This is a genomic window from Mesorhizobium sp. P2_E10, assembly GCF_056404235.1.
In genome coordinates, this window is the sequence record NZ_JBFUEK010000001.1 from 97,761 (window position 1) to 119,557 (window position 21,797).

Sequence of the window (21,797 nt, forward strand, 5' to 3'; positions counted from 1 at the left end):
ATGCTGTTTATGGATATTTCGTCTGGTTTGCGATCGCGTCCTGGAGGCTTGTATCGCCCTGCAACTCCTTTGGCAGAGGCAGACTGGAACATTGCAAATGCACCTCGCGGGAAAACAGCTTTCGTTGCTTCTGCTGATGTTCCTTGATGGCTGCCACGAGCCCCAATGAGTACGGGCCAAGCACGACGCCGAAGCCCCACCCCGGATGCTCCTTTTCGCGCGCCTCATAGGTCGAGGCCGCCATGCGCGCTTGCTGGCATTCCGGCGACAGCCATTTGGGGTCCTGCTGCGAAAGCGACGCTTCATAGTCGACTGGAGAGGTCACGCATCCAGCCAATGTCGCGGCCAACGTGACCAACACTGCAAGTCTCATCACGAGCCTTCCTGAAGATTGTGGAGAGCACACAGAACTCTTTGCCCATGGGAGATGGCTGCGATGAGGCAGCCAGGGACACGGGTTATCCCCATCAATTGGTTTTCACAACGCAGAACTGGAGAACCCCGAATGACTGTTTCTGACCCGAAACGGTCATTTTTGTGGAAAAGTGATGGCGCCTCGGCATGGCCGCTCTGAGTCTTTTGACTTGTCATTTCGGCCAAGTTCATTAATTGCGCCATATCAGTTGATCGGCCAGCGTGGCATCCGGAAGCATATAACCAAGGATTGAGAGATTTGGTCGATCTCAACACCCACATTGCGCATGCTGCGCGGGACCGGAATTCCCCGCGAGTCGTCGCGGTCCTTACAACACGGAACGAAGAACGGTTCGTCGCCGGATGTCTCGAGAACCTCTTTCGGCAAGGCGTACAGGTCTACATCTGCGACAATCATTCGACGGACCGAACGCTTGAGATTGCCCAGCGCTACCGCGGGGTCGGATTGATAGGTTTCGAAAGCATCCCGCACAACGGCTGGTATTGCTGGGAACAGCTTCTTCGTCGCAAAGAGGAACTGTTTCAGTCGCTCGAAGCTGACTGGTTCATGCATCTTGACGCTGACGAGATCCACCTTCCGCCGCCTTCGTACTCATCGCTGGTCTCCGCCATCGCGGCAGCCGACGCACTCGGCTTCAATGCGATCGAGTCTTCCGAGTTCACGTTCATTCCTACTCGGGAAGCCCCTGATCACGACAATCCCAATTATCAACACACACTGCGTACCTATTACCCGTTCCGGCCGAGCTCCCCGCACTGCGTGCGTGCGTACAAGAAACAGGACGGCCCCATGGAGATTGCGTGGTCAGGCGGCCATCGCGTACGCTTCGAGGGTCCGGTGAGGCTCTCCCCCGAGCGTTTTCGCATGAAGCACTATTTGTTCCTGAGCGCAGAGCACGCCGCGCGCAAGTATGCTGGCCGCCGGTACCTGAGTGAGGAGGTCGATGGTCTTGCTTGGCACGGATGGCGACCCCGCTTGCGACCAGGAGATATCCAACTGCCGGACAATACCCAGGTGCGCACCTCGGCGACGGACGACGACCTGGACGAGACCAAGCCATGGTCGGCGCACTGGCTTGAGCGGTACGCCTCGTGAGCGATGTACACCTCCCCCGCATCCTGGCGATCGCGGACCGACCCGGCTGGGCGATCGATAGAAAGACGCAAAATCTCCGGCGCGTGCTGGAAGGAAGGTTCGAGATCGTCGAACGATTCCAGCATGATGTGACTGAGTCCGACGTGAACGTGGCGGACATCGTGCTCATCTTCTATTGGTTCCAACTCGCGAAGCTGCCCCTGTCGGAATCGGTCCTCGCCCGGCGGTCTGACAGGCTGCTCATCGGGATCTGCAGCCACAGAGAGCTGGAGGGCGAGTTCCGCGAGCCCGGGCTCGCTGCCCTGCACCGGCTGGCGCGCGCTGTCTTTGTCAACAATCGGAAGCTCGAGCACGAATACAGTCCTCTACTGGGTGTTCCGGTCCACTACACGCCCAATGGAGTCGACACGACATTCTTTTGCCCCCCGCCAGAGCCGCAACCCTATTCTGGCGAGCTCCGCGTCGGATGGGCGGGAAGTCTCGACAACCATGGTCCGGCACATCGCGGCTTCCACGACGTCATCGAGCCCGCCGTCGCTGCCGTGCCGGGCGTGCGACTACTGACTGCGATTCGGGAGCAACACTGGCGCAACCATGACGAAATGCTCGACTTCTATCGGAATCTCGACGTTTATGTCTGCGCCAGTCGCAGCGAAGGCACTCCCAATCCTTGCTTGGAGGCGGCGGCGTGCGGTGTCCCCTTGGTGACGACCCGTGTGGGAAACATGCCCGAGCTGATTCGGGATGGCGACAACGGGCTGTTCTTCGATGGAACTGCGGAAGGGCTTGCGAACAAGCTCGCCCTGTTGCGGGACACGCCATCGCTCGGGCCGCGGATGGCCGTCCGCATGCTCGAGACGATCCGAGAATGGGATTGGGGCGTGCTGGCGGAGAACTACGCGCACTTGTTTTCCTCGTTGCTTAATGAAGGCGGAGGGGAGGCTTCAGATGTGCCCAGCCAAACCCGATCTTTGTAGCGCCATTCGAGATTTCCCGGACCCTTTGCTCTTCCATACCTCGCTGAGCAAGGATGACGAGGCGGCGCTGCGCAGGGCAATCTTAAGGGTGCCGTTCGCTATTCCGATGGTGGCGACGAACATTGTTCCCACACAGACGCGCGTCATTCAGAGGTGTTGACGGGCGGGGGTTTGGAGACACGTTTTTCGCCTCCCAGCTCAATGGGCACCGTTCGCAGCGAATGGCCGCCACCGTCAAAAGCTGACGTTCAACCGGCGGATAACATTCTACTGACAAAATGACCCCCGCCCGGCAAATCCTGCCTGCTTACTCCGTCTCCAGCTTCCCGTTCAACTGCGCACGGGCATCCCCGATCGAAGCGGCATACGTCACCAGCGGGCGCTTAACGCCGTGGTTGATCAGCGTGCGCCGTATCTGCGGCGAGGCGCCCGAGATGATGAAGCGCACGCCGGCGCGCTTTGCCTTGTGGGCGGCCCCCTCAATGACATTGGCGGCCGTCGAATCGAAGAATGGCACGGCCGAGCAGTCGAGGATGAAGTTCTTGCGCTGGTCGGCGATACGGTCGAGCACGGTGCCGACCGTGGAGGCAGCGCCGAAGAAGAAGGCGCCCGAGATGCGGTAGACCACGGTCTCGGCGTCGGTCGCCTCGCTGGAATCATAGACGCTGGCGCTGTCCGCGACATCGTCCTGCGTCAGCGACTGGTCGGCTTCGACCGCGATCGACTTGGCCATACGGTCGATGAACAGGATCGAGCCCAGCGCGAAGCCGACGACAATGCCTTCGGTCAGGTCGCGGAAGACGACGATCAGGAAGGTCGTCATCAGCACCAGCGCGTCGCCGCGCGAGGCGCGCAGCAGCGTGGCGAAAGCCTGTTTTTCGAACATGTTCCAGCAGACCACCGCCAGCACCCCGGCAAGGGCGGCAAGCGGGATGTAGCGGGCCAGGGGTGCAGCCACCAGCATGAAGACGAGCAGGAACAGCGAATGCAGCATGCCCGAAACCGGCCCATGCGCGCCGGCCCGCACATTGGTGGCGGTACGGGCGATGGTGCCGGTGGTGCAGATGCCGCCGAACAGGGCGGACGCGATGTTGGCAAAACCTTGCGCCACCAGTTCGCAGTTGGAGCGGTGTCGGCGTCCGGTCATGCCGTCGGCGACCACGGCCGAGAGCAGCGATTCGATGGCGCCGAGCAGCGCGAAGGAGATAGCGTCCGGCAGCACGGCGACAATTTTGTCGAGGCTGAACGCCGGCAGCGCCGGCAACGGCAGGCTGCGCGGAATGCCGCCATAGCGCGTGCCGATCGTCTCCGCCGGCAGCGCCAGCAGCGCCACCACCAGCGAGGCCAGCCCGACGGCGATCAGCATGCCCGGCCAGCCGGGTCGCCAGCGCTTCACCCCGACGATGGTGGCGATGGTCAGCACCGCGACGAACGTTGCCGCGAGATTGATCGTGCCCGCGGCGTCGCCGATCGCCATCAGCTTCGGCACCAGCGGTCCCGGCTCCTTGCCCGCCAGTTTCAGCCCGAACAGTTCGACGATCTGGCCGGAAAAGATGATGATCGAGATGCCGGCGGTGAAGCCCACCGTCACCGGATAGGGAATGAACTTGATGTAGGTGCCAAGCCGTAGATAGCCGATCCCGAGCAGGAAGACGCCGGACATCATCGTTGCCAGCAGCAGCCCGTCGACGCCTTCGCGCTGTACCGTCGCCGCCACCAGCACGATGAAGGCGCCGGCCGGGCCGCCGATCTGGAAGCGGCTGCCGCCGAGCGCCGAGATGATGAAGCCACCGACGATGGCGGTGAACAGGCCGCGCTCCGGCGTCACCCCCGAAGCGATCGCGATCGCCATCGACAGCGGCAGCGCGACGATGGCGACGGTCAGTCCGGCCATGAAGTCGGCCTTGAATTGCGGCAGGTGATAACCCTCGCGCCAGACCGTCACCAGCTTGGGCGTGAACAGTTCGGAAAATGTCGGCTTTGCCGACTTCGGGGCCGACTTCTGGGCCTGGTGCTGGCTTGCCTGATGGGCCTGGTCCATGAACGTGCCTTCCGCTCCGTGAAGGCGGCGGGATCGTCGGCAGCAAATGTCGGCGGTCGCGTCGCGACTTATCTGTGCCGACCCGGTTGCGGGAGGTTACCGCGGCGCGGCCGGCTTGAGGCGCACGCCCCGGCCACCGCGCTCGCTGGCCTGGTTCTCGCCGATCAGTTCCACCCCGGCCTCGTCGAGGGCCTGGATGACCTTCATCAGCGTATCGACCACGCCCCTGACCACGCCATCGCTCGCTTCCATGCGCTGGATGGTCGGAAGCGAAACCCCGGCGCGCTCGGCGAGCGTCTTCTGATCGATGCCGGCCAGCGCCCTCGCGGCGCGCATCTGCGCGGCAGTAATCATCGGCCAAAACTCCCGTCTGAGTCTGCGGGATCAACGTATAATACAATCATGATGATGTTTCAACCATCAGTATGCATATATGAAACATGGGCTTTGCTCTTATCGGCGCGATGGTGGCGAGTATGACATCCATGCTAGCCTACCGCATTGTCGTCGTTTGCAGAAAATCGACGGCGATCCCGTTTCATCGACAAACATTGAGGGGATAAGCCGTTGAAAATCTTGAAGGCTTTGATGACATCAGCATGCTTGCTGTCGACGGTTTTCCTGCTGGCGGGCTGCGGCCACGTGATCAACAGGATGATCTGACGCAGCACTTGCGGGTACGATTTGGTTCAGACCCGGACTCGCGCGGCGTCAACCGCCGTCGGGCTGTCCGCGCCATCGCTGCCAAGCCCGCGCCGTCAGCCAGCACAGCATCGCCCAGGTGAAGCCGGCACACCAGCCGGCCAGCACGTCCGACGGCCAGTGGACACCGAGATAGATACGGCTGATGCCGACCAGCAGCGTCGTCAGCACCGCCAGGCCAAGCACATAGATCTTCGTCGTTCGTCCCGGCAGGAAGCGCGCCGCCAGCGCGCCGAGCGTCAGGTAGGTTACCGCCGACAGCATGGCGTGGCCGCTCGGAAAGGACAGCGACGTCTCGTCGACGAGATGCGAGACGAGCTCGGGACGCGGCCGGTCGATGCCGGCTTTCAGCAGGCTGGACAGCGCTTGGCCACCCGCCACCGCCACGAAGATCAGCAGCGCTGTCGCCGGCCGGCGGATCAGCAGCAGATAGACGATCACCGCGGTTACGATTAGCACCAGCACGCTGGAGCTGCCGAGGCTGGTGATGTCGCGCATCGCGCCCTCCAGCCAGGGCGGACCGATAGGGAGTCCCGGTTGACCCGGCTGACGGAAAGCGAGCAGGATTTCGGTGTCGAAAGCGTGCGGCGTGGTGGCGCGCGCCACCTCCATCAGCTCCTCGAACCCCCACAGCCCGCCGGCGATGACCAGCCCGGCCAGCAGCACCGGGAATTCGATCCAGTTGAGCAGAGCATTCGCGGCGGTTTTCATCGGCAATTCGCCCCGTTACATCCGCCCCTGCAGATAGGGCCCGAGCGTGATCAGCGCCACGGCGGCGATCGCCAGCACGATGCCAACCGCCTGCAGCGCGTTGACGCGCTCGCCGAAGAACACCAGCGCCACCACATTGACCGACACCAGCTGGATCACCGCCGACAGGCTGAACGACACCGACATGCCGAATTCGCGGATCAGCCGCAGCATGATCAGATTGCCGAGCGAATAGAGCGCCAGCGTCAGCACGATCTTGCCCAGGCTTGGCGCCAGCCCCCATTGCTTCGCCGCCGTCGCGGCCAGCAGAAAAATCACCGTCGAAAAGCCGAGCTGCAGCAATCCCGAAAAACTCAATTTCTGCTCCTTGACCATGGCCTTTGTCGCGGGTGTCGCAATCCTTGTTCCCGAACCGCTGGTCGCGGTCAAGCGGGAGCGATCAAGGACAGGAAATCGGGTCGGATTGGCCGGCTGTCGTTGCCATGACAAAGCAGGGCGGAGGCAGGATCGCGGCCCGGGACGATCGGTCGGCAAGAATCCGCAATCCTCCCTTTCGCGTTGAAACCATTCAAGCCTCGGGAAAGATTGGCAATTTAAACGTGGCGCCCTAGGTCAGTATCAGGAGACCGCCATGACAAAATCCGTTTATGACCGTGGCCTGCTCAAACCTGCCGACATCGCCCGGCTGCAGCGCGTGTTCGATGAAGCCTGCAAGCGGCGCGAAGCGCATCCCGATTCGGCCGACGCGCGGGAACTCGCGCTCACCTTGCTTGCCCTGCACAATGCCGGCATGGTCGAAGAGGAGATGCTGATGGAAGCCGTCGGTTTCCGGCGGCTCGAACCGAAATCGGCCTGAGACCGGCGCGACGGTTTGCGCCTATCCGGCGCGCTGAACGACGGCCACATGCATCGGGCTGCGCAAGCTGAAGCCGATGGACTCGTACAGGCTTATGGCAGCGGCGTTCGTGGCATAGGCGTGAAGATACGGAACCTCACCGCGCGCCACGATCTGATTGGCCACAAACACGGACAGCAGCCGGCCGAGGCCGCCGCCGCGAAACTCCGGGTGCGAGCACACGCCGCTGAGTTCGGTATAGCCGGGCTGCTTCATGCGCTCGCCGGCCATCGCCGCCAGCCTGCCGTCGACCTTTATGCCCCAGAAGTCACCGAGGCTGAGAGCCCTGAGCGTGAACGGGCCGGGCTTGGTCAGCGAGGCCAAAGCGAGCATCTCGGCCGCGTCGTCCTGAGTCAGCTGCTGCACCCGCTCGTCCGACACGGCCTGCAAGGGCACCTCGAGAACCATCTGCACGCCGGAGGCGGTCGAGATCGCGGCCAGTTCAGCGGGAAGCGCAATGGCGTCCGCCTGCAGCAGGATGACACTCTCGCCCGAGGCAACAAGCGCTTGAAGCGCCTGTAGGCTCTCCGTGTCGTCAGCGGCGCTGGCTGCGAAGGGAACGATCGACGAGGGATAGCGCCTGGCGAGGGCGCCACCTTGCGCGAAAGCCTGATGGCGTGTCTCCAGCGCGCTCCAGACAGGGCGATCGAGCACGTGCCTCATAGCGCTTTTCCCACACGGCGATCGAGCGGAGCCGCAGCCAAGCCATCCTCGATGGCGGCCAGCTGATCGAGAAGCGGCCCTGAAAGATCCCTGCACAAATCGGCGACGGCGTTCTCGATGCGCGGCCACACATCGCGCTTGCCAGTATCGACCAGGCGCTGCCCCTTCTTCGTCAGCGAGACGATCCTGCGCCGCTGGTCACCGTCCGACTGAATCACTTCGACCAGCTCCAGCTCAGACAGCAGTGACACGCTCCGCGTCACGCCCGGCTGCGTGATCCCGAGCGACTGCGCCAGTTCGCCGACGGGCAGCGGCCCAAGCCTGTCGAGCGCGGCCAGCAGTGGGTACTGGCTCGACTGCACCGGAACCTCCAGGCGATCGAGCAGACGCTGCGTATCCGCCTGCAATTGCTCGCCGATGCGCTTCAGCCGGCTGCCCAGGGCGAGGTAGCCAAGAGATCGAATGATGTCTTCCATTGTCAGCTCGCTCATAATAAATCAATAACATGTTATATAACAAGGCAAGGAAGAGAATCAAGACCTCCCCGTTAGGAGGCCGGCGCCTCTCAGCTTCGTCATCCCAGGGCGGAGCAGCCGCGTAGCGGCGTCGCGAAGACCCTGGGATCCATGCCGCGACCTTGGCCCACGGGCGCAGCGGAGCAGAATTCTGCACCGCCTTGTAGCTCAGAAGTCGCGGCATGGATCCTCGGGTCTGCGCCGCGTCGCTGCGCTCCTTGCTCCGCCCGTAGATGACGAAGCTGAGAGGCTCCAGCCAATCGCCAAGGCTAAGTGCGCTGCGGTTTTCCCCCAGAAGGGGTCTACGAACCCCTGGCAATCTGCCTCGCAATCTCGCGGGCCTGCAGGCCGGCGCTGTGGAAGTAGCTGGTCAGGCTCGGCCGCATGCCGATGAACCACAGGCCGGGCTGGCCGCTCGGCGTGCCGCCATTGGCTTTCGGCACGCCTTTTTGGTCGAGCACACCGAGATCGCCGACCATGGTTTCGAGCCCGGTGCGGTAGCCGGTCCCCGCGATCACCACGTCCGGCTCGATGATCGTGCCGTCACTCAGCCGGACAGCCGCGCCATCGAAGCTCGCCACCGGCGCCGCCACTGTGATACGGCCGGCCTTGAGCGCGGCGACGGCGCCGTCATCGACGGCAATGGCGATCTGCTCGGCGCCGAGCCGGCTGGCGCCGCCCCTTGGCGCCGGCGGCAGGCCGAAGCGCGAGAGATCGCCGAAGACCAGCCGCTGCGTCGCCGAGATCATCCTGTCGACGATGGGCGTCGGCAGCTGCGCCATGAAGCCGGCGAAGCGGTGCACGGCGACGCTGCCGATCCGCTTCGGCAGCAGCGACGGGCCGTGCCTCGCCGACAGCCAGACATGTTTGGTGTCGACGCCTGAGAGATGGTTGAGCACGTCGAAGCCGGAATTTCCGGCCCCGATCACCAGCACGCTTTTGCCCGAATAGTCTTCCGCCGTGCCGAAATCGGCGGCGTGGATGAGTTTGCCCCGGAAAGCTGCAGCCCCCGGCCAGTCCGGCATCCAAGGCAGGCGGTCGCGGCCGGTGGCGACGATCACATGGGCGGCGCTGCGCGGACCCGCGCTGGTGTGCACCAGCCAGCCTTGGCCATCGCGCGCGATGCGGTCGACCGCCACGCCAAACTCGACCGCAAGGCCGCGCTCGCGGGCAAAGTCCTCGAGATGGTTGACGATGACATCCTTGTGCGGGAAGGCGCCGGTGCGCGGCGGATAGGAAAGCCCCGGCAGCGCCGACAGCGCCCGGTGCGTGTTCAGATGCAGCCGCTCGTGCCGCCGCCGCCACGGCTCGGCGAGCCGCATCTCTTTCTCCAGCACCACGGCAGGCACGCCGAGCCTGCCCAGCGCGTCGGCCGCAGCCAGCCCGGCCGCGCCGGCGCCGATGACGATCACTGGTCCATCCGGCACCGCTTCGTTTGTCGTTGCCGCCATTCCGCCGAGATTCCCTTCCAGGTGCGCCGCAGGGCGCCGAGTGCGTCCTATATGGCACTTGCGCGATATGATCGATAATCAGGTCGCGTCAATACGACTGATTCGAGGCCGTGGGCTGGCCTCCATACCCCAAGGCACGCGAAAGCTCGACCATGCCCTCGTTGCGCATCTATTTCGACAGACTTCTTGAAGGCGCCGCGCCCAGGGTTGCGCGCCAGGAGCTGAGCCATGTCGAGCGCCTGGCACTGGTCCGCCGGCATGGTGATTTCTCGCTCGCCTATTCGACCGCCGTGCAGCAAAAATTGTCCTATTTCGGCGATGCCGATGGCTACATCGCCTTCGGCACCAAGATGAAGCACCACTTCGCTCTCGGCGATCCGGTGGCGCATCCAGCCGACCGACCCGACTACATCAAGCGTTTTGTCGAAGCCGCCGGTGACCCCTGGTTCGTGCAGATCGGCGCGGAAACCGCCCGCGTGCTCGCAGGGCTAGGCTATCAGGTCAATCGCTTCGGCATCGACTCCAGGCTCGTCCTGCCCGATCACGATTTTTCCGGAAAGCGCAACGAAACCGTCCGCTACTCCGAACGCTGGCTGTCGAAAAAGGGCTTTTCCTTTGCCGAGGACAAGCGGACCATTTTCCTCGATGAGATCGCCCGGCTTTCCGAGAATTGGCGCGGCGACCGCATCGTCAAGCGCTGGGAGATGGGCTTTCTCAACCGCCCTTTCGCCGATCATCTTGGCGTCGACATGCGCCGCTTCATCCTGCACGGTCCGCAGGGCGAGCTTGTCGCTTTGCTCGACTTCGATCCGCTATTTCGCGACGGCAAGGTCATCGGCTACACCACCGCCTTCAAGCGCAAGCATATCGATGCCTCGCCGCATGCCGAAATCGGCCTGACCAAATTCGCCGTCGACCGTTTTCGCGAAGAGGGCATCTCGGTCGTCACGCTTGGCCTGTCGCCGATGGTCGACATCGAGCCGAGCGGATTTGTCGAAAGCGATTTCTGGCGCAATGCCTTCCGGCGCGCCTATGATTCGCCCTGGGTCAACCGCCGCAGGTTCAACCTGCAGGGACAGGCCGCCTTCAAGCGCCGCTACCACGGCGTCGAGGAGCCGGTCTACATCGCCTTCCGCAAGGGGACCTATGTCGAGATGCTGGGGCTGCTGCGGCTGGTCAAGGCCATCTGAGGTCAGTTCCGCAGCCGATAACCGGTCCTGAAGATCCAGGCGACGATGGTGATGCAGACCAGCAGGAAGACGACGGTCATGCCGAGGCTGATGCCGACAGAGACGTCGGACTTGCCGTAGAAGCTCCAGCGGAACCCGCTGATCAGATAGACGACCGGGTTGAACAGCGTCACCGTGCGCCAGATGCCGGGCAGCATGTTGATCGAATAAAAACTGCCGCCAAGGAAGGTCAGCGGCGTGATGATCAACAGCGGCACCAGCTGCAATTGCTCGAAGCTTTTCGCCCAGATGCCGATGATGAAGCCGAACAGACTGAAGGTCACCGCCGTCAAGACAAGGAAGGCGAGCATCCAGAACGGATGCAGGATGGTGAGCGGCACGAACAGCGACGCCGTCGCCAGGATGATCAGCCCAAGCACGATCGACTTGGTCGCCGCACCGCCGACATAGGCGATGACGATCTCGAGGTAGGAGACAGGCGCCGACAGCAGCTCGTAGATCGAGCCGACGAATTTCGGGAAATAGATGGCGAAGGAGGCGTTGGAGATCGACTGCGTCAGCAGCGACAGCATGATCAGCCCCGGCACGATGAAGGCGCCGTAGCTGATGCCGTCGATCTCGGTGATGCGCGACCCGATGGCCGAGCCGAAGACGACGAAATAGAGCGATGTCGAAATGACCGGCGAAATGACGCTCTGCAGCAGGGTACGCCCCGTGCGCGCCATTTCCGTCCGATAGATTGCCCATACCGCACGCAGGTTCATGGCTCTTGCCTCAAGAGATTGACGAAGATCTCCTCCAGCGAGCTGTTTTGCGTGTCGAGATCGCGAAACTGGATACCTGATGCCTCGAGGTCGCGGATCAGCGAGGCGACGCCCGGCCGCTCGGCCTGGTCGTCATAAGTGTAGGTCAGTTTTCCGCCGTCGGGCGACAGCTCCAGCGCATAGCGCGACAAGGCCTCCGGGACGGTGGCGAGCGGGCGGCGCAGTTCCAGCATCAGCTGCTTGCGGCCGAGCTTGCGCATCAATTCGGCCTTGTCCTCGACCAGGATGATCTCGCCGCGGTTGATGACGCCGACGCGGTCGGCCATCGCTTCGGCCTCTTCGATATAGTGCGTCGTCAGGATGATGGTGACGCCGTCCTCGCGCAGCCGCCGCACCATCTCCCACATGTCCTGGCGCAATTCGACGTCGACGCCGGCCGTCGGTTCGTCAAGAAACAGCACGCGCGGCTCGTGCGACAGCGCCTTGGCGATCATCAGCCGCCGCTTCATGCCGCCCGACAGCGTGATCGCCTTGGCGTCCTTCTTGTCCCATAGCGACAGGTCGCGCAGCACCTTCTCGACGAAGGCATGGTTAGCCGGCTTGCCGAACAGGCCGCGGCTGTAGTTGACCGTTGCCCACACGCTCTCGAAAGCGTCGATGGTCAGTTCCTGCGGAACCAGCCCGATCAGGCTGCGCGCGGCGCGATAGTCCTTGCCGATGTCATGGCCGTCCACCGTGACGGTGCCGGACGAGCGGTTGACGATGCCGCAGACGATCGAGATCAGCGTCGTCTTGCCGGCGCCGTTCGGCCCGAGCAGTGCAAAGATCTCGCCGCGCTCGATGTCGAGGTTGATCTCCTTGAGTGCCTTGAAGCCGGTGGCATAGGTCTTGGTGACCCCGGAAATGGAAATGATCGATGGCATGGCTGAAATACGGCTGCTTCAAAGGTGTGGGGATTATTATTGCGTTGAATGTCGGTGCGCGCGGCGGGAAGTCAATGCCGCTCCTGACAAATGGAGACAAACGTTGCGCCCATGCCGCTTGTCCGGGTGCTGACGCTTTCGGCCAAAGTGCTGCGACAACGCGCCCCGCGTGACGCCACGCCGCTTTGACCGGACCGCGCTTCGCGCCTATTCTCAAGGGATAAGCAGCAGCCGGAGCCCGCCATGGACCCGCTCATCCTGTCGCGCATCCAGTTCGGCGCGAACATCTCGTTCCACATCCTGTTTCCGACGATCACCATTGCGCTTGGCTGGGTGCTCTTGTTCTTCAAGCTGCGCTATAACGCGACAGGCGATTCCGCCTGGATGCGCGCCTATTTCACCTGGGTAAAAGTGTTCGCGCTGTCCTTTGCCATGGGTGTCGTCACTGGCGTCACCATGAGCTTCCAGTTCGGCACCAACTGGCCGGGCTACATGCAGACCGTCGGCAACATCGCCGGGCCGCTGCTCGCCTACGAGATCCTCACCGCCTTCTTCCTCGAAGCGGCCTTCCTCGGCATCATGCTGTTCGGCTTCCGCCGCGTCTCCAACCGTGTCCACACGTTGGCCACCGTGCTGGTCGCCGGCGGCACCACAGTCTCCGCCTTCTGGATCATCGCACTGAACTCCTGGATGCAGACGCCGGCCGGCTTCGAGATGCGTGACGGCGTCGCACATGCCGTCGACTGGTGGGCGATCGTCTTCAACCCGTCCATGCCCTACCGCCTCGTCCATATGCTGCTCGCCTCCGGCCTGACGGTGTCCTTCCTGATCGCCGGCCTGTCGGCGCTGCGCTATCTCACTGGCGACCGTTCGGAATCGATGTGGAAGGCGCTGCGCACTGGCGTCTTCACCGCCACCATCCTGATCCCCATCCAGATCTTCGCCGGTGACCAGCATGGGCTCAACACGCTGGAGCATCAGCCACAGAAGATCGCCGCCATGGAGGCCAACTGGAACACCGGCCCCAACGTGCCGCTGGTGCTGTTCGCGCTTCCCGACGAGGCCACGAAAGAGAACAAATTCGAGATCGCCATCCCCGACGGCGCCAGCCTTGTGCTCAGGCACTCGACCAGCGGCGTCGTGCCGGGGCTGAACGACTATCCCGGTCTCCATCCGCCGGTCTTCCCGGTGTTCTGGGGCTTTCGCATCATGGTCGGCACCGGCATTCTGATGCTCATCGTCTCCTGGTCGGCCGCCTTCTTCCTCAAGCGCCGCCACAGCCTGCCCAAGCCGCTGGCCATGCTGATGGTGCCCATGGCGCTGTCCGGCTGGCTGGCGACGCTGGCCGGCTGGTACACCACCGAGATCGGCCGCCAGCCCTGGCTGGTCACCGGGGTGCTGAAGACCGCCGACGCCGTCGGCCCGGTCGCCGGCAGCCATGTCGCCTTCACGCTTGCCGTCTATCTCATCCTCTACGTGCTGCTGCTGATCGCCTATCTCGGCGTGCTGGTGCACCTGGCGCTGAAGGCGGCCAAGGACGGCGACAACTCGCCACTGCCGGGTGTCAGAAGCGCAGCCTTGTCGCAGCCAGCGGCTGGTGAGTGAGGAGAAAAAGATGACAATCGACTGGCCAACCGCGCTCCCCCTCATCTTCGCCGGGCTGATGGGCCTCGCCATCCTGATCTACGTCATCCTCGACGGTTTTGACCTCGGCATAGGCATTCTCTTTGCCGCCGCCGAGGACGCCGAGCAGGATACGATGATCGCCGCCATCGGCCCGTTCTGGGATGCCAACGAGACCTGGCTGGTGCTGGCTGTCGGCCTGCTGCTGGTCGCCTTCCCGATGGCGCATGGCACCATCCTCACCGCGCTTTACATTCCGGTCTTCGTGCTGCTGGTGGGCTTGATCCTGCGTGGCGTCGCGTTCGATTTTCGCGCCAAGGTGCCGGCCGGCAAGAAGCAGCGCTGGAATCGCATCTTCTTCCTGGGTTCGATCATCGCCTCGCTGGCGCAGGGCTATATGCTCGGCGTCTATGTGCTTGGCCTCGATGTCGGCCTTGGCGGCATGGCCTTTGGCGCGCTGGTGGCGTTCTGCCTCGCCGCCGCCTACTGCGCGATGGGCGCCGCCTGGCTGATCTACAAGACCGAGGGCGAGTTGCAGAAGAAGGCAGTGCTGTGGCTGCGCACGGCGCTGGTGCTGGCCGCACTCGGCATGGCCGCAGTGTCGCTGGCGACGCCCTTCGCCAGCCCGCGCATCTTCGCCAAATGGTTCGTCTGGCCGCAAATGCTCTATCTGTCGCCGCTGCCGATCTTCTCGGCCCTGCTGTTCGCCTGGCTTTGGCGCCAGACTTTTCATCTGCCCAAGCCCGACGACCGCCATGCGCTGACGCCGTTCCTGACGCTGGCCGCCATTTTTACGCTCGGCTTTGCCGGCCTGGCCTGGTCGTTCTACCCGTTCGTGGTGCCGGACAAACTGACCATCTGGCAGGCTGCCTCGGCCCCCGAAAGCCTCGCCATCATCCTCGCCGGCACGGTCGTCGTGCTGCCGGTCATCATCTTCTATTCGTTCTACGCCTACCGGGTGTTCGGGGGGAAGGCGACGGATTTGACGTATGATTGAGGGGCGTAATCTCCCCCCTTGAGGGGGAGATGGCCGCAGAGCGGCCAGAGGGGGTCGCCGCGCGTGGGGCGCCAACCTTCTTCTGCCGCAGGAGGTCGAGCCCGGTCGGACCGACCCCCTCTGTCGCCTTCGGCGACATCTCCCCCTCGAGGGGGGAGATTACCAGCACTCAGCTCTTGTTCGCCGCCAGCACCAACACCGGCTTGTCGCTGTACAGCGCCGGGAACAGCGCCTTCAAATTCGCCACCTTGGGCAGGTCGTTGTAGACGATGTAGGGGTAGGTCGGGTTCAGCGTCAGAAAGTCCTGGTGATAGTCCTCGGCGGGGTAGAAGGTCTTGCCGGTCTCCAGCGTGGTGACGATCGGCTTGGCGAACACCTTGGCCTGGTCGAGCTGGGCGATGTAGCTCTGCGCGATCTTCTTTTGCGCGTCGCTTTCGGCAAAGATCGTCGAGCGGTACTGGGTGCCGCTGTCGGGGCCCTGATAGTTCAATTGCGTCGGGTTGTGCGCCACCGAGAAATACACCTGCAGCAGCTGGCCGTAGGTGACCTTGGACGGCTCGTAGGTGATCTCGACGGATTCGGCGTGGCCGGTGCGGCCGCTGCCGACGGTCTCGTAGACGGCGGTGTCCTTGTCGCCGCCAGTATAGCCCGAGACCGCCTTGGTCACGCCCTTGACGTGCTGGAACACGCCTTGCACGCCCCAGAAGCAGCCGCCGGCGAAGATCGCCTTCTCGGTGCCGCTGGCCGCCTTCTCGTCCACCGCCGGCGGCGGGATCACCACCGCGTCCTCGGCCGAGACGGCCGGGCTCTGCCAGAAGGCCGCACCCGCCGCCGCCAGGATGAGGGCGGCGAGCGCGCCCTTGGCGAAGCACGGCGTTCTCGTCTTTGCAATGCCGGTCATGTCTGATCTCCCAAGTTGGAGTTTGATTGTACGATATATAGGTACGTCGCCGTTTCACATTGCTGTGCGCATCTGGCGCAGCGCATCGCCGACAGAAGGGACCGTCCCTGACCTGGACCGGGAACGGCCATGGCCAGGGGCGGCCGGAAGCGAACCGAGCCTATTTGGCCGGAGCCATGGCGTCGGTCGCTCCCATCGCGGGTTTCATCGCATCCGTTGCCGGCTTCATCGCATCGGTGGCCATCGGGTCGACCGGCTTCATGGCATTGGTCGCCATCGGATCGACAGGCTTCATCGCATCCGTGGCGGGTTTCATGGCATCGGTCGCCGGCTTCATGGCGTCCGTTGCCGGCTTCATGGCGTCGGTGGCCATGGCTGGCTTCATGGCATCTTCAGCGCGGGCGATGCCGCCGGCAAACAGCGCCGTCGAGCACAGCGCCAGGGCCAGAGCCGGCAGCGTCAGGCGAGAAAGATTGGTCATGGAAGTCTCCTTGGGTTGGTGGCGCGCGGATGCGGCCGACAGTGCGGCGCCGCTCATGCGGCGTTGCGCAAATCTTGGAAATTAGTTGGTGGCGGCGGCCAGGATCGGTCCGCCGCCCGGCGTCTGCACCAGCACCGCGGTGCTGAGCCCACCAGACGCCGCCGGCAGCGGCAGCGACGTGGCATCGCCGCTCCAGCTGCCGATTCTTTGCAGCGCATGCACGACATTGGCGTGCGGCAGCGTGCGCCCGGTGTTTTCGCCGCGCGCCACCGGCACCTCGACGACGCCGTCCTTGTAGCGAACCAGCCAGACATCCGCCTTGCCGCCGGGCACTGAGCCGGCGCCGATGTTTATTCTCCCGCCATCAAGCGACAGCGACGGTCCCTCGGTGCGGCCGCTGCTGGAAATCAGCCGCTCGATTTCGCCAGGTGCCGCACCCACCGCATCGGCATCGCCATTGACCACCACTTGCGGCGTGAACGGGCCGGAGCGGCCGAGCGCCGGCTCGTAGCTGACCTGGCGCTGGGTGAATTCCTGTTTGCCAAACGTGTCCTTCCAGCCGAGATAGTCCCAGTAGGTAACGTTGAACGACAGCGCCAGCACGTTCGGCTGGTCCTTGACCTTGATCAGATTGGCATTGGCCGGCGGGCAGGACGAGCAGCCCTGGCTGGTGAACAATTCAACCACGGTCAGCGGCTGGGCAGCCGCAGCACCCGTAGCAGTAAGCGCCATCAGGGCAGCCAGCAGCGCGCTGCGCTTGTTGTTCGATCCGGACATTGGGGGTCTCCTGCGGCGGGGTTCATCTCCCACTTCGCCGCCGGCAGAGGCTTCGTTACATCGTTCACTGGTTTGTGATTGCGGCGCCGACGCTTCTTCCCTTCGCCCCTTGTGGGAGAAGGTGGATCGGCGCGTAGCGCCGAGACGGATGAGGGGTGTTCGACGGAGTGCTGTCGCTACCAAGCTGGAGCACCCCTCATCCGTCGCCTGCGGCGACACCTTCTCCCACAAGGGGAGAAGGGAAAGAGGAGCCATTACCGCCACGGCTGCAAGTTCACATCGCGTACATAGGCGATGATCGTGTCGCAAACCGAGTTCAAGTCTTTCAGGACATCGTCATTCCAGAAGCGCAACACGCGAAAGCCTCTCGCCTTTAGCTCAGCTCCGCGGGCCTGGTCTGAATCTGAGTCCGCATGCTGGCTGCCATCGATCTCGATGATCAAGCCAGCTTCGAGGCAGACGAAATCGGCGACGTATTTACCGACAGGCACCTGGCGCCGGAATTTGATCTGGTCGAGCCTGCGGTCGCGCAGTTCACTCCATAGCTTGCCTTCTGCCTCCGTCATCTCGCGCCTGAGCACACGGGCAAAGCTGCGTTTGGCGGGAGGGACGGGTTGATGCGGCATGGTGTGTTAGACTAACCAGCCGCCTCATTCCTTCCAACACCCCTCATCCGTCTCGGCGCTGCGCGCCGATCCACCTTCTCCCACAAGGGGAGAAGGCAAGAGGCGTCGGCACCCCGCACCGCTTGCCCCTCAACCCTGCCCCTGCTAAAGCGCGCGACATGAGCACGCCCCTCGACCACATCCGCAATTTCTCCATCGTCGCCCATATCGACCATGGCAAATCCACGCTTGCCGACCGGCTGATCCAGTCCACCGGCGGGCTGGAGCTGCGCGACATGAAGGAGCAGGTGCTGGACTCGATGGACATCGAGCGCGAGCGCGGCATCACCATCAAGGCGCAGACCGTGCGGCTGAAATACCGCGCCAACAATGGCGAGGATTATATCCTCAATTTGATCGACACCCCCGGCCATGTCGACTTCGCCTATGAAGTGTCGCGGTCGCTCGCCGCCTGCGAGGGTTCGCTGCTGGTCGTCGACGCCTCTCAAGGGGTCGAGGCGCAGACGCTGGCCAATGTCTACCAGGCCATCGACAACAACCACGAGATCGTCGTGGTGCTGAACAAGGTCGACCTGCCGGCCGCCGAGCCGGAGCGCATCCGCGAGCAGGTCGAGGAGGTGATCGGCATCGACGCTTCCAATGCCGTGCTGATCTCGGCCAAAACAGGCCTCGGCATTCCCGATGTGCTCGAAGCCATCGTCAACCAATTGCCGCCGCCGCGCGAAGGCGATGCCACCGCGCCGCTCAAGGCCATGCTGGTCGACTCCTGGTACGACGCCTATCTCGGCGTCATCGTCCTGGTCCGCGTCATCGACGGCGTTTTGAAGAAGGGCCAGACCATCCGCATGATGGGCACCGGCGCCAAGCACCTGGTCGAGCGCACCGGCGTCTTCACGCCCGCCCGCATCAATGTCGACGAGCTCGGCCCCGGCGAGTTCGGCTTCTTCACCGGCTCGATCAAGGAAGTTGCCGACACCCGCGTCGGCGACACCATCACCGAGGACAAGCGCCAGACATCAAAGGCGCTGCCCGGTTTCAAGCCGGCGCAGCCGGTGGTGTTCTGCGGCCTGTTCCCGGTCGACGCCGCCGATTTCGAGGATCTGCGCGCCGCAGTCGGCAAGCTGCGCCTCAACGACGCCAGCTTCTCCTATGAAATGGAAACCAGTGCTGCGCTCGGCTTTGGCTATCGCTGCGGCTTCCTTGGCCTGCTGCATCTGGAAATCATCCAGGAGCGGCTGGAGCGCGAGTTCAACCTCGACCTCATCGCCACCGCGCCCAGCGTCGTCTACCGGCTGCTGCTCACCGACGGCTCGATGAAGGAACTGCACAACCCCGCCGACATGCCCGACGTGGTCAAGATATCAGCCATCGAGGAGCCGTGGATCCGCGCCACCATCCTGACGCCCGACGACTATCTCGGCGGTATCCTGAAACTCTGCCAGGACCGGCGCGGCGTCCAGGCCGACCTGTCCTATGTCGGCAAGCGTGCCATGCTGACCTACGATCTTCCGCTGAACGAAGTGGTGTTCGACTTCTATGATCGCCTAAAATCGATCTCCAAGGGCTACGCCTCTTTCGACTATCATCTGACCGACTACAAGGAAGGCGACCTGGTGAAGATGTCGATCCTGGTCAATGAGGAGCCGGTCGACGCGCTGTCCATGCTGGTCCACCGCACGGCGGCGGAAAAGCGCGGCCGCCAGATGTGCGAGAAGCTGAAGGAGCTGATCCCGAACCATCTGTTCAAGATCCCGATCCAGGCCGCTATCGGCGGCAAGGTCATCGCCCGCGAAACCATCTCGGCGCTGCGCAAGGATGTCACTGCCAAATGCTACGGCGGCGACGTGAGCCGCAAGCGCAAGCTGCTCGACAAGCAGAAAGAGGGCAAGAAGCGGATGCGCCAGTTCGGCAAGGTGGATATCCCGCAGGAGGCGTTTATCCAGGCGCTTAAGATGGGGGATTGAGAAGCCGGTTGGCGCGCAGAGCGCGCCAAGCCATCGATCCGGTGGATCGATGGCAGGCTTCGAAAGCGGGGGAGCTGCCGGAGGCAGCGGGCCCCCCGCCAGCGCGGCGCTGAAGCTGCACGGTGGATATTATTCGCCGGGCGGCGGCGCGGGGTGGTCTTCAGGCCCCGGCGGGGGCTCGCCCAAATCCTCGGCAATCATCGATGTTTGCGAAGATTAGCCGACCTAGCCCACCGTCTCATTCCGTCCAGCACCCCTCATCCGTCTCGGCGCTGCGCGCCGATCCACCTTCCCCCACAAGGGGGGAAGGCAAGAAGCGCCGGCGCCCTCCTTATCGCGCCGCTTGGAGAACCTCCCATCCTGGACTATCCTTGAGCCCGACTTGGGGGAGGTTTCGATGCGCTCCACTTCAGACACCGTCGCCGCGATCGGCCTCGCCATTGGTGGCGCTTTTGGCCTTGCCGGCACCTTCGTGGCCAGCGCGGAACTGCGCGAAACGCTGTGGACGATCGACGGCGTGGCCCTCGTGGTGGCAACCGCGCTGTTGACCATGAAGTATCAGCGGCTGGGCAATGACGGCGTCGCCGCCGGGTTCCTGACCTTCGTCGCTGGCGAGAGCCTGCTTCTGGCCGGCAATGCGGCAGGCCTCGAGGCCAGCGTTCCCTCCTATGTCGGCGGCATCTCGCTGTGGGCGGCGGCCCTGGTCCTGATCAGCGCGCCAAAAACTTTCGCTCTGTGGATTCGTCTCACCGGCCTCATTGCCGCCCTTCTGTTTGCCGTGACGGTCAGCAAAATCCTCTGGGGCGCTCCCTTGCTTCCGACCTCGTCGCCCTTGCCCGCGGCCGGCTATCCGTTCCTGGTGCTGACCTTCATCGGCTGGATCTGGACCTTGCTGAAGTCCGAGAGGTGAGTGAGCCCTCGCGCCATGTCCGCGCCGCTCGAAATCCACAACAGCCCCACCGGGAAGATCTTTCCCGCGATCGGGCCGTTTCTGATTGCAGCGATCTTCGGTTTCTTCGCGCTCATGGGGCTTGCGTCAGGCGCGCCGGGCCGTGGGGTGCTTTTGGTGGCGGTGCTGGCGCTTGGCTGCCTGGGATTTGGTCTGGTCATCGCGCGCGGCGCGTTCGACACCAGCGTCCAGGTGGTGTTCGATGCCGAAGGCTTTCGCGACCGGCGCGGCGGCGACGTGCTGGTGCCCTGGGAGAATGTGCGCAGCGTACGCCTCACCTCCGGCAAGGGCTCGGCGATGATCAGCTTCGAGCTAGCCGAGCCGCCTCCTGACGCCATCAGATACGCGCCGGCCAATATGCTTGGCCGCTTGCTGCCCTTCGGCAAGAACATCGTCCACATGGAGGTCTCCTCGCTCGACATGTCAGGTCCCGACATGATCGCGGCGATCAAGCGGCTGGCGCCGCATGTGGCGGTGAATGGCTAGGTCTTCCCTTCCCCACAAGGGGGGAAGGCAAGAAGCGCCGGCGCCTCCTCATCGCGCGCCGCTTGGAGAACCTCCCAACCTGAACTATCCTTGCGCCCGGCTTGGGGGAGGTCTCGATGCGCTCCACTCTGGATATTGTCGCCGCGATCGGCCTCGCCATTGGCGGCGCTTTTGGCCTTGCCGGCACTTTTGTGGCCAGCCCGGAACTGCGTGAAACGCTGTGGGCGATCGACGGCGTGGCGCTGGTGGTGGCGGCTGCCCTGTTGACGATGAAGTATCAACGGCTGGGCAATGATTGCGTCGCCGCCGGGTTCCTGACCTTCGTCGCCGGCGAGAGCCTGCTCCTGGCCGGCAATGCGGCAGGCCTCGAGGCCAGCGTTCCCTCCTATGTCGGCGGCATTTCGCTGTGGGCGGCGGCCCTTGTCCTGATCAGCGCGCCAAAAACCTTCGCTCTGTGGATGCGGCTCACCGGCCTCGTTGCCGCCTTTCTGTTTGCCGTGTCGGTGGGCATAATCCTCTGGGGCGCTCCCTTGCTACCGACCTCCTCGCCCTTGCCCGCCGCCGGCTATCCGTTCCTGGTGCTGACCTTTATCGGCTGGATCTGGACCCTATTGAAGGCTGAACGGTGAG

General features: G+C 63.6%; 24 protein-coding genes. 10 read left to right on the plus strand and 14 right to left on the minus strand.

Features of this window, described 5'->3' with window-relative positions; translation table 11 throughout:
- Nucleotides 1–7: 7 nt before the first annotated feature.
- A complete protein-coding gene (locus AC1D0N_RS00535) occupies nt 8–373 on the minus strand; it encodes a hypothetical protein (RefSeq protein WP_477240327.1) in 366 nt (121 codons plus the stop codon).
- A 300-nt stretch (nt 374–673) separates the two neighbouring features.
- Between AC1D0N_RS00535 and AC1D0N_RS00540 the strand changes: the two genes are divergently transcribed.
- On the plus strand, nt 674–1,531 hold the full coding sequence (locus AC1D0N_RS00540; protein ID WP_477240329.1) for a glycosyltransferase family 2 protein: 858 nt from the start codon (nt 674–676) through the stop codon (nt 1,529–1,531).
- Complete coding sequence (locus tag AC1D0N_RS00545) at nt 1,528–2,508, plus strand: glycosyltransferase family 4 protein (RefSeq protein ID WP_477240331.1); 981 nt, start codon at nt 1,528–1,530, stop codon at nt 2,506–2,508. The genes AC1D0N_RS00540 and AC1D0N_RS00545 overlap by 4 nt, the downstream gene beginning before the upstream one ends.
- A gap of 307 nt (nt 2,509–2,815) precedes the next feature.
- Here the strand turns inward: AC1D0N_RS00545 and AC1D0N_RS00550 are convergent, their stop codons facing one another.
- The 4 genes from AC1D0N_RS00550 to AC1D0N_RS00565 all read right to left on the minus strand — a co-directional run bounded on the left by AC1D0N_RS00550 (nt 2,816) and on the right by AC1D0N_RS00565 (nt 6,319).
- Complete coding sequence (locus AC1D0N_RS00550; protein WP_477240333.1) at nt 2,816–4,549, minus strand: SulP family inorganic anion transporter; 1,734 nt, start codon at nt 4,547–4,549, stop codon at nt 2,816–2,818.
- Between the two features lie 96 nt (nt 4,550–4,645).
- A complete protein-coding gene (locus AC1D0N_RS00555; protein WP_477240335.1) occupies nt 4,646–4,903 on the minus strand; it encodes a helix-turn-helix domain-containing protein in 258 nt (85 codons plus the stop codon).
- Nucleotides 4,904–5,260: 357 nt separating this feature from the next.
- The gene (locus AC1D0N_RS00560; protein ID WP_477240337.1) at nt 5,261–5,962 is read right to left on the minus strand and encodes a phosphatase PAP2 family protein; all 702 of its coding nucleotides are present in this window, start codon (nt 5,960–5,962) and stop codon (nt 5,261–5,263) included.
- 15 nt (nt 5,963–5,977) lie between these two features.
- Nucleotides 5,978–6,319, minus strand: coding sequence for a hypothetical protein (locus AC1D0N_RS00565; protein ID WP_477240339.1), 342 nt, complete (start codon nt 6,317–6,319; stop codon nt 5,978–5,980).
- A gap of 274 nt (nt 6,320–6,593) precedes the next feature.
- Here AC1D0N_RS00565 and AC1D0N_RS00570 point away from each other — a divergent pair, with 274 nt between their 5' ends.
- Nucleotides 6,594–6,818, plus strand: coding sequence for a hypothetical protein (locus tag AC1D0N_RS00570; RefSeq protein WP_477240341.1), 225 nt, complete (start codon nt 6,594–6,596; stop codon nt 6,816–6,818).
- Between the two features lie 21 nt (nt 6,819–6,839).
- On the opposite strand, the gene AC1D0N_RS00575 is transcribed toward AC1D0N_RS00570, so the two are convergent.
- From AC1D0N_RS00575 to AC1D0N_RS00585, 3 genes are all read right to left on the minus strand, one after another.
- Nucleotides 6,840–7,520, minus strand: coding sequence for a GNAT family N-acetyltransferase (locus AC1D0N_RS00575; protein ID WP_477240343.1), 681 nt, complete (start codon nt 7,518–7,520; stop codon nt 6,840–6,842).
- A complete protein-coding gene (locus AC1D0N_RS00580) occupies nt 7,517–7,996 on the minus strand; it encodes a MarR family winged helix-turn-helix transcriptional regulator (protein WP_477240345.1) in 480 nt (159 codons plus the stop codon). The genes AC1D0N_RS00575 and AC1D0N_RS00580 overlap by 4 nt, the downstream gene beginning before the upstream one ends.
- A gap of 341 nt (nt 7,997–8,337) precedes the next feature.
- Nucleotides 8,338–9,486: a flavin-containing monooxygenase gene (locus tag AC1D0N_RS00585; protein WP_477240347.1), complete on the minus strand. Its 1,149-nt coding sequence runs from the start codon at nt 9,484–9,486 to the stop codon at nt 8,338–8,340.
- 152 nt (nt 9,487–9,638) lie between these two features.
- On the opposite strand from AC1D0N_RS00585, the gene AC1D0N_RS00590 reads away from it, so the two are divergent.
- Entirely contained in the window at nt 9,639–10,676 is a 1,038-nt protein-coding gene (locus tag AC1D0N_RS00590) for a phosphatidylglycerol lysyltransferase domain-containing protein (RefSeq protein WP_477241828.1), read from the plus strand.
- Between the two features lie 2 nt (nt 10,677–10,678).
- Here AC1D0N_RS00590 and AC1D0N_RS00595 read toward each other — a convergent pair whose 3' ends face one another.
- Together AC1D0N_RS00595 and AC1D0N_RS00600 are read right to left on the minus strand one after the other, a co-directional pair.
- A complete protein-coding gene (locus AC1D0N_RS00595; protein ID WP_477240349.1) occupies nt 10,679–11,440 on the minus strand; it encodes an ABC transporter permease in 762 nt (253 codons plus the stop codon).
- The gene (locus AC1D0N_RS00600) at nt 11,437–12,363 is read right to left on the minus strand and encodes an ABC transporter ATP-binding protein (protein WP_477240351.1); all 927 of its coding nucleotides are present in this window, start codon (nt 12,361–12,363) and stop codon (nt 11,437–11,439) included. The genes AC1D0N_RS00595 and AC1D0N_RS00600 overlap by 4 nt, the downstream gene beginning before the upstream one ends.
- 243 nt (nt 12,364–12,606) lie before the next feature.
- Here AC1D0N_RS00600 and AC1D0N_RS00605 point away from each other — a divergent pair, with 243 nt between their 5' ends.
- Together AC1D0N_RS00605 and AC1D0N_RS00610 are read left to right on the plus strand one after the other, a co-directional pair.
- Nucleotides 12,607–13,968: a cytochrome ubiquinol oxidase subunit I gene (locus AC1D0N_RS00605; protein WP_477240353.1), complete on the plus strand. Its 1,362-nt coding sequence runs from the start codon at nt 12,607–12,609 to the stop codon at nt 13,966–13,968.
- 10 nt (nt 13,969–13,978) lie between these two features.
- Complete coding sequence (locus AC1D0N_RS00610) at nt 13,979–14,983, plus strand: cytochrome d ubiquinol oxidase subunit II (RefSeq protein ID WP_477240355.1); 1,005 nt, start codon at nt 13,979–13,981, stop codon at nt 14,981–14,983.
- A gap of 169 nt (nt 14,984–15,152) precedes the next feature.
- Here the strand turns inward: AC1D0N_RS00610 and msrA are convergent, their stop codons facing one another.
- The 4 genes from msrA to AC1D0N_RS00630 form a co-directional block, all read right to left on the minus strand.
- Nucleotides 15,153–15,884, minus strand: a complete 732-nt coding sequence (gene msrA / locus AC1D0N_RS00615; protein ID WP_477240357.1) for a peptide-methionine (S)-S-oxide reductase MsrA — start codon at nt 15,882–15,884, stop codon at nt 15,153–15,155.
- Nucleotides 15,885–16,044: 160 nt separating this feature from the next.
- Complete coding sequence (locus AC1D0N_RS00620; protein WP_477240360.1) at nt 16,045–16,365, minus strand: hypothetical protein; 321 nt, start codon at nt 16,363–16,365, stop codon at nt 16,045–16,047.
- Between the two features lie 81 nt (nt 16,366–16,446).
- The gene (locus AC1D0N_RS00625; protein WP_477240362.1) at nt 16,447–17,142 is read right to left on the minus strand and encodes a DUF1223 domain-containing protein; all 696 of its coding nucleotides are present in this window, start codon (nt 17,140–17,142) and stop codon (nt 16,447–16,449) included.
- A gap of 254 nt (nt 17,143–17,396) precedes the next feature.
- Complete coding sequence (locus AC1D0N_RS00630) at nt 17,397–17,768, minus strand: endonuclease domain-containing protein (RefSeq protein ID WP_477240364.1); 372 nt, start codon at nt 17,766–17,768, stop codon at nt 17,397–17,399.
- Nucleotides 17,769–17,926: 158 nt separating this feature from the next.
- Here AC1D0N_RS00630 and lepA point away from each other — a divergent pair, with 158 nt between their 5' ends.
- From lepA to AC1D0N_RS00650, 4 genes are all read left to right on the plus strand, one after another.
- The gene (gene lepA, locus AC1D0N_RS00635) at nt 17,927–19,732 is read left to right on the plus strand and encodes a translation elongation factor 4 (protein WP_477240366.1); all 1,806 of its coding nucleotides are present in this window, start codon (nt 17,927–17,929) and stop codon (nt 19,730–19,732) included.
- A gap of 397 nt (nt 19,733–20,129) precedes the next feature.
- Nucleotides 20,130–20,642, plus strand: coding sequence for a hypothetical protein (locus tag AC1D0N_RS00640; RefSeq protein ID WP_477240368.1), 513 nt, complete (start codon nt 20,130–20,132; stop codon nt 20,640–20,642).
- Between the two features lie 15 nt (nt 20,643–20,657).
- Nucleotides 20,658–21,167, plus strand: coding sequence for a hypothetical protein (locus AC1D0N_RS00645; protein WP_477240370.1), 510 nt, complete (start codon nt 20,658–20,660; stop codon nt 21,165–21,167).
- Between the two features lie 116 nt (nt 21,168–21,283).
- The gene (locus AC1D0N_RS00650; protein WP_477240372.1) at nt 21,284–21,796 is read left to right on the plus strand and encodes a hypothetical protein; all 513 of its coding nucleotides are present in this window, start codon (nt 21,284–21,286) and stop codon (nt 21,794–21,796) included.
- The last annotated feature ends 1 nt before the right edge of the window (nt 21,797 follow it).